General features: G+C 61.4%; 17 protein-coding genes. 4 read left to right on the top strand and 13 right to left on the bottom strand.

Going from position 1 to position 14886, the window contains the following annotated elements; translation table 11 throughout:
- Window positions 1–17 precede the first annotated feature (17 nt).
- From pdxA to OLZ32_RS30465, 3 genes are all read left to right on the top strand, one after another.
- The gene (gene pdxA / locus OLZ32_RS30475; protein WP_264424239.1) at window positions 18–1004 is read left to right on the top strand and encodes a 4-hydroxythreonine-4-phosphate dehydrogenase PdxA; all 987 of its coding nucleotides are present in this window, start codon (window positions 18–20) and stop codon (window positions 1002–1004) included.
- Between the two features lie 169 nt (window positions 1005–1173).
- Window positions 1174–1428 (top strand): type II toxin-antitoxin system Phd/YefM family antitoxin, encoded by a 255-nt coding sequence (locus tag OLZ32_RS30470; protein ID WP_011649626.1) that lies wholly within the window; start codon window positions 1174–1176, stop codon window positions 1426–1428.
- Entirely contained in the window at window positions 1428–1835 is a 408-nt protein-coding gene (locus OLZ32_RS30465) for a type II toxin-antitoxin system VapC family toxin (RefSeq protein ID WP_264424236.1), read from the top strand. The genes OLZ32_RS30470 and OLZ32_RS30465 overlap by 1 nt, the downstream gene beginning before the upstream one ends.
- A 184-nt stretch (window positions 1836–2019) precedes the next feature.
- On the opposite strand, the gene OLZ32_RS30460 is transcribed toward OLZ32_RS30465, so the two are convergent.
- Window positions 2020–2502 carry an RES family NAD+ phosphorylase gene (locus tag OLZ32_RS30460; protein ID WP_264424234.1) on the bottom strand — a complete coding sequence of 161 codons (483 nt, stop codon included), beginning with the start codon at window positions 2500–2502 and terminating at the stop codon, window positions 2020–2022.
- Entirely contained in the window at window positions 2499–2930 is a 432-nt protein-coding gene (locus OLZ32_RS30455) for an antitoxin Xre-like helix-turn-helix domain-containing protein (RefSeq protein WP_003552236.1), read from the bottom strand. The genes OLZ32_RS30460 and OLZ32_RS30455 overlap by 4 nt, the downstream gene beginning before the upstream one ends.
- Window positions 2931–3054: 124 nt before the next feature.
- On the opposite strand from OLZ32_RS30455, the gene OLZ32_RS30450 reads away from it, so the two are divergent.
- Entirely contained in the window at window positions 3055–3957 is a 903-nt protein-coding gene (locus OLZ32_RS30450; protein ID WP_264424247.1) for an alanine--tRNA ligase-related protein, read from the top strand.
- 88 nt (window positions 3958–4045) lie between these two features.
- Here OLZ32_RS30450 and OLZ32_RS30445 read toward each other — a convergent pair whose 3' ends face one another.
- The 11 genes from OLZ32_RS30445 to OLZ32_RS30395 all read right to left on the bottom strand — a co-directional run bounded on the left by OLZ32_RS30445 (window position 4046) and on the right by OLZ32_RS30395 (window position 14880).
- Complete coding sequence (locus OLZ32_RS30445; RefSeq protein ID WP_264399156.1) at window positions 4046–4816, bottom strand: ABC transporter permease; 771 nt, start codon at window positions 4814–4816, stop codon at window positions 4046–4048.
- Window positions 4813–5601 carry an ABC transporter ATP-binding protein gene (locus tag OLZ32_RS30440; protein ID WP_026160366.1) on the bottom strand — a complete coding sequence of 263 codons (789 nt, stop codon included), beginning with the start codon at window positions 5599–5601 and terminating at the stop codon, window positions 4813–4815. Before OLZ32_RS30440 ends, OLZ32_RS30445 begins: the two co-directional genes overlap by 4 nt.
- Window positions 5602–5609: 8 nt before the next feature.
- Complete coding sequence (locus tag OLZ32_RS30435; protein ID WP_264424231.1) at window positions 5610–6656, bottom strand: ABC transporter substrate-binding protein; 1047 nt, start codon at window positions 6654–6656, stop codon at window positions 5610–5612.
- Window positions 6657–6696: 40 nt separating this feature from the next.
- Window positions 6697–7134: a VOC family protein gene (locus OLZ32_RS30430; RefSeq protein ID WP_264399153.1), complete on the bottom strand. Its 438-nt coding sequence runs from the start codon at window positions 7132–7134 to the stop codon at window positions 6697–6699.
- A 107-nt stretch (window positions 7135–7241) separates the two neighbouring features.
- Window positions 7242–8105: a helix-turn-helix transcriptional regulator gene (locus OLZ32_RS30425; RefSeq protein WP_264399152.1), complete on the bottom strand. Its 864-nt coding sequence runs from the start codon at window positions 8103–8105 to the stop codon at window positions 7242–7244.
- A 247-nt stretch (window positions 8106–8352) separates the two neighbouring features.
- Window positions 8353–9855: a glycerol kinase GlpK gene (glpK, locus tag OLZ32_RS30420; protein ID WP_264399151.1), complete on the bottom strand. Its 1503-nt coding sequence runs from the start codon at window positions 9853–9855 to the stop codon at window positions 8353–8355.
- A 150-nt stretch (window positions 9856–10005) separates the two neighbouring features.
- Window positions 10006–11730, bottom strand: coding sequence for an ABC transporter substrate-binding protein (locus tag OLZ32_RS30415; protein ID WP_011649612.1), 1725 nt, complete (start codon window positions 11728–11730; stop codon window positions 10006–10008).
- A 77-nt stretch (window positions 11731–11807) separates the two neighbouring features.
- Window positions 11808–12089, bottom strand: a complete 282-nt coding sequence (locus tag OLZ32_RS30410; RefSeq protein ID WP_003549529.1) for a DUF2160 domain-containing protein — start codon at window positions 12087–12089, stop codon at window positions 11808–11810.
- A gap of 13 nt (window positions 12090–12102) precedes the next feature.
- Window positions 12103–12924, bottom strand: a complete 822-nt coding sequence (locus tag OLZ32_RS30405) for a carbohydrate ABC transporter permease (protein ID WP_130785530.1) — start codon at window positions 12922–12924, stop codon at window positions 12103–12105.
- Window positions 12925–12939: 15 nt separating this feature from the next.
- Window positions 12940–13806: a carbohydrate ABC transporter permease gene (locus OLZ32_RS30400; RefSeq protein WP_003549532.1), complete on the bottom strand. Its 867-nt coding sequence runs from the start codon at window positions 13804–13806 to the stop codon at window positions 12940–12942.
- 3 nt (window positions 13807–13809) lie between these two features.
- Window positions 13810–14880 (bottom strand): ABC transporter ATP-binding protein, encoded by a 1071-nt coding sequence (locus tag OLZ32_RS30395; RefSeq protein ID WP_264424229.1) that lies wholly within the window; start codon window positions 14878–14880, stop codon window positions 13810–13812.
- Window positions 14881–14886: the final 6 nt, after the last annotated feature.

Here is a 14886-nt window from a genome sequence, read left to right as displayed (position 1 = left end):
CAGAAGGAATTCGATCGATGGACAGGAATGCGAAAGTCGCCGTGACGCTCGGCGATCCGGCCGGCGTCGGCCCCGAGGTGATCGTCAAGGCCTTGGCAGCTCTGCCCAGGGAAGAGCGCCGCGATTTCGTCATTGTCGGCAATGTCGAAGCACTGGAGCGCGCCGACCGCGTCACCGGCACCGGACTGCGGTTCGGGCCCGCCGATGCACCCGGTGACGACAGGATCGCCGTCGACGAAGTCGCGCTCGGCGCCGCCCTTCCCGAGATCGGCAAGGTCAGTCCCGTCGCCGGCGATGCCTCGGTGCGCTATATCACCCGCGCCGTCGATCTCGCCATGTCTGGTCAAGCCGACGTCATCGTCACCGCGCCGATCAACAAGGAAGCGATGAACCTCGCCGGCCATCACCATGACGGGCACACCGGGTTGCTCGCGCATCTCACCGGCTCGAAGAGCTCCTTCATGCTGCTCGCTTCCGAGCGGCTGAACACCATCCACGTCTCCACCCATATTTCGCTGAAGGGTGCGATCGAGCGCGCCAAGACCGAGCGGGTGCTCGCCACCATCGAAGCCGGTCACCGGCATTTCCTGCGGCTCGGCCGCAAAGCACGCATCGCCGTTGCCGGCCTCAACCCCCATTGCGGCGAAAACGGCCTGTTCGGCACCGAGGACATGGAGTTCCTCGCGCCCGCCGTTGAACAGGCGCAGGCAAAGGGCATCGACGTCGTCGGGCCGATCTCGGCCGATACGGTGTTTGCCCGCGCCTATAACGGCGCCTTCGATCTTGTCATCGCCCAGTATCACGATCAGGGCCATATCCCGATCAAGCTCGTCGCCTTCGACACCGCGGTCAACGTCTCGCTCGGCCTGCCGATCGACCGCGTCTCGGTCGATCACGGCACCGCCTTCGACATCGCCGGCACCGGCAAGGCAAACCACGTCAACATGCTCTCGGCCATTGCCTATGCCAGGCTGATGGCCCGCTCGCCGCGGCAGAGAGCGTGATCGCGGCTTCCAGAAGGACCGACAGGCGCCGATCGCCGACACAACGATGTCGAACTTCGTTATGACACCTAACAGCAGAACCGGACTCTGTCGTTCAGGAACGTCCCGCCGTTGACGCACCAGCATTCCTCGCGTACATAGCTAGACAGTCTAGCCAGGAGCGGAATTGATGGAGTGGCAACTGCAGGACGCCAAAAACCAATTTTCGAAGGTCGTGCAGAAGGCCCGACAAGAAGGGCCGCAGGTGGTGACCGTGCGGGGCGAGCGTACGGCCGTCGTTCTGTCCGCCCGCGACTACGACGCCCTGCGCGCCGGCAGGCCGACGCTCGTCGACGACCTGCTCGGCGGCCCCGCCTGGGACGATGAGTTCGCCGATGCGGTCGAAGCACGCAACAAGACCCCAAGCCGCGACGTTGCCTTCTGATGTATCTGGTCGACACCAACATCGTCTCGGAGGCGCGACGCGGCACGCCGCAGGCGGTCTCCTGGCTGCGCTCCGTCGATCCGCTCACCATCCACCTGAGCGCGCTGACGCTTGGCGAGATCATGCGCGGCATTGCCCTCAAACAGAAATCGGATCCGAAGACCGCGGCGCATCTCACCGAATGGCTGCGCAAGCTGCGTTATGGTCATGGCGACCGGATCCTGCCGGTGACCGACGAGATCGCCGTCGAATGGGGCCGCATCGCCGCCATCCGGCCGCGTGGCGATATCGACGGGCTGATCGCCGCAACCGCAATCGTCCATGATCTGATTGTCGTCACTCGCAATGTCGGCGATTTCGACGACACCGGCGCAGCGGTGATAAATCCATGGGAGACGGACGCGTGAGCAGTCGAGGCAGCCACCTCCTCGTTTAAAGTGGCCTCTTGTGCAATTGGATAAAGGCCTTAGCTACGTCGGGACGAGAACTATTGTCGGTGCGTTTGGTGGCAGCATCATGATCTGCTGACCAAGCCTCATCTGTCCGGCGTTTTGATCTGCTCTGCGGAAACGTTGATTGCACCGCAACCCGTCACATGCCGAACAAGCGACGATCCCAGAAGACCGGTTGGTGGAGGCTTACTGTGATCAATCGGAATTCCGGGTGGGCCGGGTTTATCAGCATGTTGCGGTCGACGCGGGCGACGACACTTGGCACCAGCAGGATGGCGCTGCGTTTTTCCTGGCACCAGCGTTCGCCAAAATCCTTGCTGACGTTCGCCGGCATGCTGTCCCAGCCGGGCAGCGCGGGCTGGGAGAAGACCTCGTAGCTTAGCCCCCGCGGTAGGGTGATCGTGACATAGTGCTGGTTGGGCGGCAGCCTTCCGCTACCATGAACGAGCTTTTCGAGCAGCGCGGTCGAATAATGCTCGCTCGTGTAGATGATCGGGCTGCCCGATGTGTTCCACCGTCCCGGCGCGATGGTCGAGCCGGTGGCGTCAAAGATCGGATAGGTTCCATGGGGATCTCCGATGCAGACGGATGTCAGTGTGCGGTCAAGAACCTGTGCGCTCACGCAGCGCTGCCGTATTTCAGGCTTCCGAGAATATCGAGCACGAGCTCGCCGCCGATCTCGCTCTGGATGACCACGTCGATCGGCCGCCTGTCCTCAAGCATTGCATGCGGCCGAAACAGGAAATCGCGGGCCTCGATCTCGGTCTGCCAGACATCGAGCGCCTGACCCCAGACACGCGCGAGACGGGCAAGCTTTATGCCTTCATCCGAGGAGAGCCGATGCTTGGACTTGCGCCGTTCATAGGTGGCCTTCGGAACCAGCCGGTATTTGAACTGGGCGTCATCAGGCGCCAGAAGCAGCGCCATGCGGTCAAGCGCCTTGACCGGCAATCCTTCCTCGATGCTGGAGAGCAGGCCGAAGGCCGAACGCGATACTGGCTCCCTGGCGGGCAGCCCGAGAACATCGGCGATACCGGCAAATCCCATCATGGCAACGGCTCCTTTTCACTTGAGGCTATATTTAGTCTCAAGTGATGATGTTATCAAGTGCACCGTTCCGGTTTTTGATGCTCGCCAGCCGAGCAGCGGATTGCCGCAGGCGCACTAGATCGCTATCTTCCCCGAAGGCACACGAACAGCAAAGGAGGTTGCCTATGTCACCGCGGGACGCCTGATCCAGCAATACCAAGACTTCTGCCTTTCCAAAGGCATCGATTTCACACGCATCGAATCCGTACGGCCGCATGATGATACCACGCTCTTCTGCAGCGCTGGAATGCAGCAGTACAAGCCCCTCTTCTCCGATCCCTCCCATAGTGGAACAGTCGCAAACAGCCAGGCCTGCCTGCGCATGGGCGACCTCGACGAGATCGGCGACGGAACCCACCTTCTCCACTTCACCATGCTCGGCCTTTTCTCCTTCCGGGAATTGACCGTCGGCAACGCCATCGATTTCTGGCTCGAGTTTCTGAGAACGCTGGGGCTCGTGCCGGATCATGTGACGATCCATCCTGACCGCCTGGTGGAATGGACGCCGCTCTATCGCGGACGCGTGCCCATCGTGCCGGATCCGGAATGCATATGGAGCGATGGCAGCATCAGCGGATACTGCACCGAGTTCTATAAGGATGGCGTCGAGATCGGAAACATCGTCAATCCGCTCGGAACCTGCATCGACGTCGGCTTCGGTCTCGAGCGTCTCGACATGATTGTCAACGGCACACCGCAAGACGATGCGCTCGGGACACTGTGCGAGACGGTCATGACCATCGTGGAAAGCGGCTACCGGCCGGGCAACAAGGAGCAGGGATACGTCTTGCGGAAACTGCTCCGTCGCATCCACAAGATGGGCGGCACGCTCGATCATCCCTACTTCGCGGAAGAGGCCGAACGCCAGAAGCGGTTGCGCCCCAAATATCTGCGTCTGCGTGACCGCCATTCCGAGATGAGTCCCGACTGGTGGTTCGACACGCATGGCATCGATCTCTCCGACATCAGTGAGAGCATGGAGGAATAGCAACGTACAAGGCCTCCCGCAGATAACATCGGGAGGCCTTGTCATATCCTGGAAAGCGTCAGCGTTGCGGCGCCCGCATTGAACGCTTTCAGCTCTGCCCCGGCTGCAGCCGACGGAAAATCCGCTCGATCTGGGCAACAGCGGCAAAAAAGACGATGCCGGAGAAAGAGGCGAGCACGACGGCGGCAAAGAGCCTTTCCGCCTGATAGTTGAATGTCGACTGGATGATGACGGCGCCCAGCCCCTGGTTCGAACCGATCCACTCCCCGACGATCGCGCCGATCACACAGGTGGTTGCCGAAATGCGCAGCGAAGCAAAGAGCAAGGGGGCGGAGCGTGGGGCGCGCAGGCGCCAGAACGTCTCCCACCCGCTCGCCGAAAGCACATGCATCAGGTCAAGCTCGCTCGCCGTCGCCAGATTGAGGCCGCGGGCGGTATTCACCAGGGTTGGGAAGAAGCAGATGAGAGCGGCGATGATGACCTTCGGAAGCATGCCGAGGCCGAAGATGAGGATGATGATCGGCGCGAGCGCCAGCACGGGAATAGTGTTGAAGAGCAGGACAACGGGAAAATAGGCGGCCTGGAGGCGCGGATTATAGACAAAGGCAATTGCCATGATCACAGCGAGACTATTGCCCAGGAGGAAGCCGAGGCCCGCCTCACCCCATGTCGGGATCGCATTCGACAGAAGGAAGCGCCATTCCGTTCCGAGCGTGCGCAGGATCGCCAGCGGTGTTGGAACGATATAGGCCGGAATACCGAGCGCCGGCACCAGCCACTGCCAGGCGAGAAGCAGCGAAAGGGCGCCGATCACAGGAAGGCCGATTGCCTCGGCGAGTGACAACGGGCGATGCGTCATGCAGCCGAACTCCCCTGCTGCAGCAATTGGCGCAGACGGGCTGCGGTCTCCTGAACATCGAGGCTCTCGCGCCGACAGAGGCCGCGCTCGTCTTTCAGCGGGGCAAGGTCGATCAGCGCCTGGACGCGGCCCGGATTGGCGGCCAGGACCAGCACGCGTCCGCCGAGATAGATCGCCTCGACGACGCTGTGGGTGACGAACAGGATGGTCGTGCCGGTCCGGCGCCAGGCGTCCAAAAGCTCGTCGTTCAGTCGTTCACGGGTGATCTCGTCGAGCGCACCGAAGGGTTCGTCCATGAGCAGGATATCCGGCTCGCATTGAAGCGCGCGCGCTATGGCGACGCGTTGGCGCTGGCCCCCGGACAATTGATGCGGATAGCGATCGGCCAGATGCGACAGGCCGACCAGTTCGATCCAGTGGTCTGGCCGCGGATCGACCGATCGCGAGACGCTGTTCTTCCCCACCTGCAGCGGCAGCGCGACATTCTCCCTCACAGTCCGCCAGGGCAGCAGCGTTGCGTCCTGAAAGACGACGGCGACCTCGCGCCGCCGGCGCGCCTCCGACGCCGTCCTGCCGAGCACCGACAGCCGCCCGTGGAGCGGCGGGAGAAGATCCGCCACCGCACGCAGCAAGGTCGACTTGCCGCAGCCGGAAGGACCGAGAATGGTCAGAAACTCGCCCCTGCCGACGCTGAGGTCGACGCCGGACAGAATGCGGGTCGTCTCGACAGCGCCGGCATAACCGACAGCCAGATCCTTGGTTTCGATGGCCGCTGCTTCAGGCAAATCCGCTCTCACACAATCTTCGGACGGTCGTCTGCCGTCATTTCCAGGATCTTGGCCGTATAGCAGTCCTCCAGCTTCGGCGCGCCGCTCTTGAACTGGCCGATCTTGTCGTAGACGGAAATCTGCTCGGCAAGAGCGGCCGGATCGAAGCTGCCCCAGCCATCCTTGCCTGTCGTCGCGTCGAAGCTCAGCGACAATATGCGCGGCACCGTCTTCAGCTCTACGGCAAGATCGAGCTGCGGATAGGCCTCCACCGTCAATTTGACCGCCTCCTCAGGATGTTCATGCGTCCAGGCCCAGCCCTTGGCAACGGCGCGCAGCACCTTTGCCAGTGTCTCGGCATGGCCGCTCACGGCATCGTCGGTAGCGAAATAGACGTTGGCATAGGACGGTAGGCCCGTGTCCTTCATCATCAGATCGATGCGGTCGGGGCCGATGATGGAAAGGGCCTGCGTGTTGGTGATCCATCCGGTCACGGCATCGACCTGGCCGGTCATCAGCGGCGTCATGTCGAAGCCGATATTGGTGATGGTCAGGCTCGATGGATCGATATTGTTCTTCAGCAGGATGGCATCGAGCACATAACGGGCCGTCGGCTGGATGCCGATGCGCTTGCCGACCATATCCTTGACGGTGCGAATCGGCGCCTTGGGCAGCGAATAGAAGGCGAAAGGCGCCATGCGGAAACCGCAGGCGAAGATCTTGATGGGCACGCCGGATGACCGGGCAAGAAGAAGCTGTGCCGAATCCGAGAATTGCCCGAGCTGCGCATCACCCGTGGTCACGGGCGGCACCGTCGCCGAATTGGGACCGCCAGGGGAAAACTCGACGTCGAGACCCTCGGCCTCGAAGAGGCCCTGCTTGACTGCGACGATATCGCCGATCTGTCCGTTGCTCATCAGCCAGTCATATTTGATGACGACCTTGGATGCGGCGGCATTCGAGTGACGCGGTACGAACACGCTGATCCCTGCCGTCGCTGCAGCAAGGGCAAAGGCTCCGCCCTTCAGCACGGTACGTCTGCCGACCACGATTTGCTTGTCATCCCCGTTCATTTGGTTGCCTTTCCCCTTGTTAGATTGTTGGACGACCGGCCTATTGCGGGTCGATGTCACCGATCGGGCCGCCTGTGGACCACGCATAGATTTCCCAGAGATTGTCGTCAGGATCGGCGAAATAGACGCATCGCGCGTTCCAGACATAGTCCTGCGGCGGCGCGTGGAAGAGCACGCCCGCAGCTTTCAGCTCCGCATAGGCAGCATCGACCTGCTCTGGCGAGGCGAGCTCGATGGCCGCGCAGGCCTTGTGCGCACCTGGAGGGGCACGGCGGCTTGAGACACCGGTATTCTCGGCAATATGCTCGATCTCCCAGAGCGCCAGCGTCACGCCCGCCCCTTTGAAATCGGCAAAGCCGGGAGCACGGCGGCGAGGTTTGAAGCCAAGACGCTCGACATAGAAAGCCGATGCTTTGTCGATATCCTCGACCAGGAAGCAAATGTCGGTAATCGGATTGGTTTGGGCAAAAGCGGTCATATGGGCCTCCTGATGAGAAAAGCCTCGCAGACCGCAGCCTCAAGAGATTTCAAATTCGTGCGGTTGTCTTTCGCAAAGCTGCTGATCTGTCATCGGCAAGAGCCGGCTCAAAGACGGACCGAACGCTGGTATTCCTTCGGGGTCGCCCCCATCAGACGGCGAAAGACGCTGGAGAAATGCGCCTGGCTGGAAAAGCCTGTGGCATAAGCGATGTTTGCGAGCGTCTCCTTGCCATCCGCGAGGTAAAGTCGCGCCCGCTCGATCCTGCGTTCGAGAACGAAGCGATGCGGCGCCAAGCCGGCCGCCCGTTTGAATTCCCGGCTGAAGTGAAAGGGGCTCATATGGGCCACCCCGGCCAGCTCCTCGACACCCAGATCGGATTTGCCAAGCAGGTTCTCGATGTAATCGATCACACGCCGGAGATTGTCCGATGTCAGCGGACGATCGCCGGCTTCAGGTTTGGCGCCCAGCAGTTTTACGACGCAGCAGGCGAGCGCCATCCCCAGATGCTGCATCAAAAGCGGGTCGTCGCGCCCGGTTTTCTCGGCGGCAAATGCAAGAGAGAGGGCGACCTGCAGCGTTGTCGGATCAGTCGTCGCGCTGAGCGCGTCACTATCCCAATGCTCGGGATCGAAGCGAGAGCCGCCGATGCCGCTGTAGAGCGCAGGTGACTGGAAGATCGAGATATAATCCGCCGCATCGCCATCGACTTCAAGGACGGTGGCGGCCGGTTGAAATCCGAGGGTGAAGGGCGGCCTCTCAACTTTGCGGAATGCCCCGCTTCCAAGCCGATAGGCATATTTGCCGTGCGCCGTGCGGTTGATCGAAATTCTATGAAGGGAGCCCTTCGAAACCATTTGCCCCGCGGCGCTGCGATAGGTCTCGACGATCATGTCGCGTTGAACGAAGGCCTTGTAGCCTCCGAGAGATGGTCGGCTTATTGAGAAAATCTGCGGGTCGATGTCGGGCATTGTTTCATTCTCCCTGGCAGGAGAGAGGCAAGTTGCGCGCCAAATGGAAGCCAAGCTTCGTGCCGGATATCTGCGCTGCGAGATAAAACCTGACGGCGCCCTATTAATCGCGATTTTACACCTGCCGTCCCCGCACGACACCACGGCTGAGCAAGTATCCGCGCCACGGCGGATTGGTCGCCATGCGCAAGAATTATGCAGCTTATGATTCCTTAAGAGCGGCGGCGGGCTATCTGAAAGCTCGCAGCTAGCCCGCCGAAGCGTCCGAAATCATTCTGGAGACGGCATTCTTCCAGCCGATGATCTTGCCCTGCCGCTCGGTCTCATCCATCGAAGGGCTGAAGCGGCGGTCGCAGGCCCAGGCTTTGGCAAAATCCCGCTTGCCGGGCCAGATGCCGGCTTTCGAGCCGGCAAGCCAGGCTGCGCCCAGCGCCGTCGTCTCGCGGATCGCCGAGCGGTCGACAGGGTTTCCGGTCATGTCGGCCAGGCACTGCATCGTCCAATCCGAAGCCGCCATGCCGCCATCGACGCGCAACACCGTTTCCAGCTGGTTGACACCCCAGTCCTTCTTCATCGCCACCAGCAGATCGAGCGTCTGGTAGGCGACGGATTCAAGCACGGCGCGGGCAAATTCCGCCGGCCCGCTGTTTCGCGTCAGACCGAAGATCGCGCCGCGCGCAGCCGGATCCCAATAGGGGGCGCCGAGGCCGGTGAAGGCCGGAACGATGTAGACCTGCTGTCCGGGATCGGCCTTGGCGGCAAGCACGCCCGCCTCCGACGCCTGGTCGATAATGCCGAGGCCGTCGCGCAGCCATTGCACGGCAGCACCGGCGATGAAGATCGAGCCTTCGAGCGCATAGGTCGTCTCGCCGTCGAGCCGGCAGGCGATCGTCGTCAGCATCCGGTTGGAAGAGGAAACACGATCCCTGCCGGTGTTCAGCAGGGCAAAGCAGCCGGTGCCATAGGTGGATTTCATCATGCCGGGCTCGAAGCAGGCATTGCCCATCGCCGCCGCTTGCTGGTCGCCGGCGACCCCGAGGATCGGAAGTTCCGCGCCGAACAGCGTCTCGTCGACGCGGCCGAAATCATCGGCGCATTCCCTGACGTCAGGAAGCATGGCGGCCGGAATGCGGAGAATGCCGAGAAGCTCCTCGTCCCAGGCACCGTCATCGATATTGTAGAGCAAAGTCCTCGATGCATTGGTCGCATCGGTGGCATGCACGCGTCCACCAGTCAGATTGTAGATCAGCCAGCTGTCGATCGTGCCGAAGCAGACATCGCCGGCCTCGGCCTTCTCACGCAGGCCATCGACGTTATCGAGCAGCCAGCGCAGCTTCGTTCCGGAGAAATAGGGGTCGAGCAGCAAGCCGGTCTTGGCGCTGAACAGCTTCTCGTAGCCGTCTGCCTTCAGGCTCTCGCACATTTCTGCGGTGCGCCTGTCCTGCCAGACGATCGCGCGGTGAAGCGGTTTTCCTGACCCGCGGTCCCAGACGACCGCCGTCTCGCGCTGGTTGGTGATGCCGATCGCGGCGATATCGGCGGCATCAAGTCCAGCATCAGCGATCGCCTTGCGCGCAGTATCGACGACGGATCGCCAGATTTCGGCGGCGTCGTGCTCCACCCATCCGGGCTGCGGATAATATTGGGTGATCTCCGCCTGCGTCGAGCCGGCCATTTTCATGTCGCCATCGAAGATGATGGCGCGCGACGATGTCGTGCCCTGGTCGATTGAAAGAATATAGCCGCTCATATCCGTCTCCGGCTCGCACGAAACCGCTCCGCCTGCAGAGGACAGCAGGACGCGGACGGTTCATGAGAGAAAGATTGTGGGTGCCACCGGCTTGCTGCCGGTGGCAGGAAGTGATGGCCGGAAGCCTCGTCGCCTCCGGCCGGGTCCGCCTTACTTCTTCTGCCAGCTCTTGACGAGTTCGTCGTAGTTGACAGTGACCGGCTTGTCCTTCTCGTTCTCGATCTTCAGCTGCGGGGCAAGGTTGCCGTTCTTCACCGCATCCGCGTTCCAATAGGCGAGATCATGCTCCTCGGCGAGTTTCGGGCCGATGTCGCCCTGGACCTTGGCGCGTTCCAGGCGCTGCAGCACCTTTTCCTGCTCGGAGCAAAGCGAGTCCATCGCTTCCTGTGCCGTCTTGGCGCCGGAAGAGGCATCACCAATCGCCTGCCACCAAAGCTGAGCGAGCTTCGGATAGTCAGGAACGTTCGTACCGGTCGGCGACCACTGCAGGCGGGCCGGCGAACGATAGAATTCGATCAGACCGCCGAGTTTCGGCGCACGATCCGTGAAGGACTTGTGATCCAGCGTCGACTGGCGAATGAAGGTCAGACCCATATGGCTCTTCTTCACGTCGACAGTCTTCGAGGTGACGAACTGGGCATAGAGCCAGGCCGCCTTGGCGCGGTCGTCAGGCGTGGACTTCATCAGCGTCCACGAACCGGCGTCCTGATAGCCGAGCTTCATGCCGTCCTTCCAGTAGACGCCATGCGGGCTCGGAGCGAACCGCCATTTCGGCGTGCCGTCCGCATTCACGACCGGCAGGCCTTCCTTGACGAAGTCGGCGGTGAAGGCCGTGTAGGTGAACATCTGCTGGGCGACTTCGCCCTGCGACGGGACCGGGCCGGATTCGGAGAAGGTCATGCCCTGGGCGGCAGCCGGTGCATAGGCCTTCATCCAGTCCAGATATTTCTGGATGGAATAGACTGCAGCAGGGCCGTTGGTATCGCCGCCGCGCGCGACGCACGAGCCGACCGGACGGGAGTTCTCGTCAACCTTGATGCCCCATTCATCGACGGGCTTGCCGTTCGGAATGCCCTTGTCGCCGTTGCCGGCCATCGACAGCCAGGCATCGGTGAAGCGCCAGCCGAGCGACGGGTCCTTCTTGCCGTAGTCCATATGGCCGAAGACTTTCTTGCCATCGATCTCGCGGCCGGTGAAGAACTCGGCAATATCCTCATAGGCCGACCAGTTGACCGGCACACCGAGATCGTAGCCGTACTTCGCCTTGAAGTCCGCCTTGTTCTTCTCGTCGTTGAACCAGTCGTAACGGAACCAGTAGAGGTTCGCGAACTGCTGGTCAGGCAGTTGGTAGAGCTTGCCGTCAGGCGCCGTGGTGAAGGATTTGCCGATGAAGTCGTCGATGTCGAGGCCGGGATTGGTGACATCCTTGCCTTCGTTGGCCATCCAGTCGGTCAGCGAGCGGGCCTGCTGATAGCGCCAATGGGTGCCGATCAGGTCGCTATCGTTGATATAGGCGTCATAGATGTTTTCGCCGGACTGCATCTGCGTCTGCAGCTTCTCGACCACGTCGCCTTCGCCGATGAGGTCGTGAGTGATTTTGATGCCGGTGATCGCCGTGAAGGCGGGCGCCAGAACCTTCGATTCATATTCATGGGTCGTGATCGTTTCGGACACGACCTTGATGTCCATGCCGGCGAAAGGCTTCGCAGCATCAACGAACCACTGCATTTCCTTTTCCTGGTCGGCGCGCGGAAGCGTCGAAAGGTCGCCGACTTCCTTGTCGAGGAACGTCTTGGCCTCGTCCATGCCGGCATAGGCCGATGCTGTCATTGCCAGCAGCAAGCCTGCTGTCGTCGTCAATAAGTGCCTTCGCATAATATCCTCCCAGGGTTTGCGATTGCAGTCACGTCTCAGGCGGCCAGTACCCCCGGCCATCTGTCTTCTCCTTGCCGTCACACGTAGCGGAAGACGCCGATGGCGTAGACCACGGAGATGGCAAGAGCCCACCACAGGTTGGGCCCACCGAGCCCAAGCCATGCAAGATGAATGAAAGCGCTGCCCAGCAGCGAAATGAAGAGCCGGTCGCCGCGCGTCGTCTCGAAACGCAGCACGCCCGTGCGCGGCGAGCCGCCCGGCGAAAAATATTCCCAGACACTCATGGCGATCAGAAGCGCCAGGATCGTCAGGAAGAACAGCGTCGTCGGCAGCGTCCAGGCCATCCAGGAAAAATTCATGACCGTCTCCTCCTCAAACGCGCCCGAGCGCGAAGCCCTTGGCGATGTAGTTGCGGACGAAATAGATGACGAGTGCGCCCGGAATGATGGTGAGCACGCCGGCAGCCGCCAGCACGCCCCAGTCCATGCCCGAGGCGGAGACCGTTCGCGTCATGATCGCCGAGATCGGCTTTGCCGCCGTCGTCGTCAGCGTGCGGGCCAGCAGCAGCTCGACCCACGAGAACATGAAGCAGAAGAAGCCCGCGACGCCGACGCCGCTCGCAATCAGCGGAATGAAGATCTTGATGAAGAAACGCGGGAAGGAATAACCGTCGATATAGGCGGTTTCGTCGATCTCCTTCGGCACACCGGACATGAAGCCTTCGAGGATCCAGACGGCGAGCGGCACGTTGAACAGGCAGTGGGCAAGCGCCACGGCGATGTGCGTGTCGATCAGGCCGAAGGCCGAATAGAGCTGGAAGAACGGCAGCGCGAAGACCGCCGGCGGCGCCATGCGGTTGGTCAGCAGCCAGAAGAACAGGTGCTTGTCGCCGAGGAAACGGTAGCGCGAGAAGGCGTAGGCCGCCGGCAGCGCCGCCGCGACCGAGATCACCGTGTTCATCACCACATAGATGATCGAGTTAATATAGCCATTATACCAGGACGGATCGGTAAAGATGACCGTGTAGTTGCGCAGCGTCGGGTTCGTCGGCCAGAGCGAGAAGGCGCCGGTGATCTCGGAGTTTTCCTTGAAGCTCATATTGATGAGCCAGTAGATCGGCAGGATCAGGAAGACGATATAGATCGTCGGAACGAGCCAGGAGAGGCTGCCTGCAGGTTTGTATTTGTTGGTCATATCTCGCCCTCCCTTTCAGCTCGCGTCGTCGCTGCTGGTCATCACGGTGTAGAACACCCATGAGAGCAGCAGGATAATGAGGAAGTAGATGATCGACATTGCCGCGGCCGGGCCAAGGTCGAACTGGCCGACCGCCATCTTCACGAGGTCGATGGAGAGGAAGGTCGTCGAGTTGCCGGGCCCGCCGCCGGTAACGACGAAAGGCTCGGTATAGATCATGAAACTGTCCATGAAGCGTAAGAGCACGGCGATCAGCAGCACCCGCTTCATCTTCGGCAGCTGGATGTAGCGGAAGACGGACCAGCGCGAGGCGCCGTCGATCTTGGCGGCCTGGTAATAGGCATCCGGGATCGAGACCAGCCCGGCATAGCAGAGCAGCACGACGAGGCTTGTCCAGTGCCAGACGTCCATGACGATGACGGTCACCCAGGCATCGATCGGATCGCGGACATAATTGTAGTCGAGGCCGATCGCTTCGAGAGTGTGGCCGAGCAGGCCGATATCGACGCGTCCAAAGACCTGCCAGATGGTGCCGACGACGTTCCACGGAATGAGCAGCGGCAGCGCCATCAACACCAGGCAGACGGGAACGCCCGGTCCTGATTTCGGCATGTTGAGCGCGATGAAGATGCCAAGTGGAATCTCCAGCGCCAGGATGATGAAGGAGAACAGCAGATTGCGCTGGAGCGATTCCCAGAAGCGGTCGGAATGCAGGGTCTGAACGAACCAGTCGGTACCGGCCCAGAAGAACTCGTTGTTGCCGAACGTATCCTGCACCGAATAGTTGACGACGGTCATCAGCGGGATGACGGCCGAAAACGCCACGAGCAGCAGCACCGGCAGAACCAGAAACCAGGCTTTGTTATTCCACGTCTTCTGCATGGCTCAGGCCTCCCTGCCGACACGCCAACTGTCGGCGTAAATGCTGATGGCGGACGGGTCGAAGGTAACGCGGGCGTCCGCGGGAATGTCGGCGTCTTCAGGCACGACGATGGCGATCGGCTGGCCGGCAAAGCGGGCGCGCACGATCTTCTGCCGGCCGATATCTTCGACCTTGCTGATCGTGACCGGCATGCCCTCCCGTCCGAGGCGAATGAATTCGGGACGGATTCCGAGCTCGGTTTTGGCCGTGCCTGCCGTCTTCGGCGCGTAATCCAGCGTCAGGGTTTCGTCTCCAACCGCCACAGTGCTGCCCGCGATCCTGGCCGGCATGAAATTCATACCCGGCGAACCGATGAAATAACCGACGAAGGTGTGGCTCGGCCGCTCGAAAAGCTCGGCCGGCGTGCCGATCTGGACGATCTGGCCGTCATACATGACGACCACCTTCTCGGCGAAGGTCAGCGCTTCCGTCTGGTCGTGGGTGACATAGACCATGGTGAAGCCGAACTGCTTGTGCAGCCGCTTCAGCTGCGAACGCAGCACCCATTTCATATGCGGATCGATGACGGTCAGCGGCTCGTCGAACAGGATGGCGTTGACGTCGTTGCGCACCAGTCCGCGGCCGAGCGAGATCTTCTGCTTCTGGTCGGCGGTCAGGCCCTGAGCCTTGCGCCTGGCCCAACTGGCAAGGTCGATCATTTCGAGGATGTCGCGGACACGCCGGTCGACATCCGCCTCGGCCACACCGCGGTTGCGCAAGGGAAAGGCGAGATTGTCGTAGACGGTCATCGTGTCGTAGATGACGGGGAACTGGAACACCTGTGCGATGTTGCGGCTCTGCGTCGAAAGGTTCGTGACATCCTTGCCGTCGAACAGGATGCGGCCGTGCGAGGGCTGCAGCAGGCCGGAGATGATGTTGAGCAGCGTGGTCTTGCCGCAGCCGGAGGGACCGAGCAGCGCATAGGCGCCGCCATCGTTCCATTCGTGGTCGACTTCCTTCAGGGAATAGTCCTTGTCGGACTTCGGATTGGCGCCGTAGGCGTGGCGGATATGGTCGAGCGTGATGCGTGCCATTGTGCT

It is taken from the genome of Rhizobium acaciae (assembly GCF_025941625.1).
Lineage (GTDB): Bacteria > Pseudomonadota > Alphaproteobacteria > Rhizobiales > Rhizobiaceae > Rhizobium > Rhizobium acaciae.
Note: the sequence above shows the minus strand (reverse complement) of the source record. Positions and strands in the feature narration are given on the sequence as shown.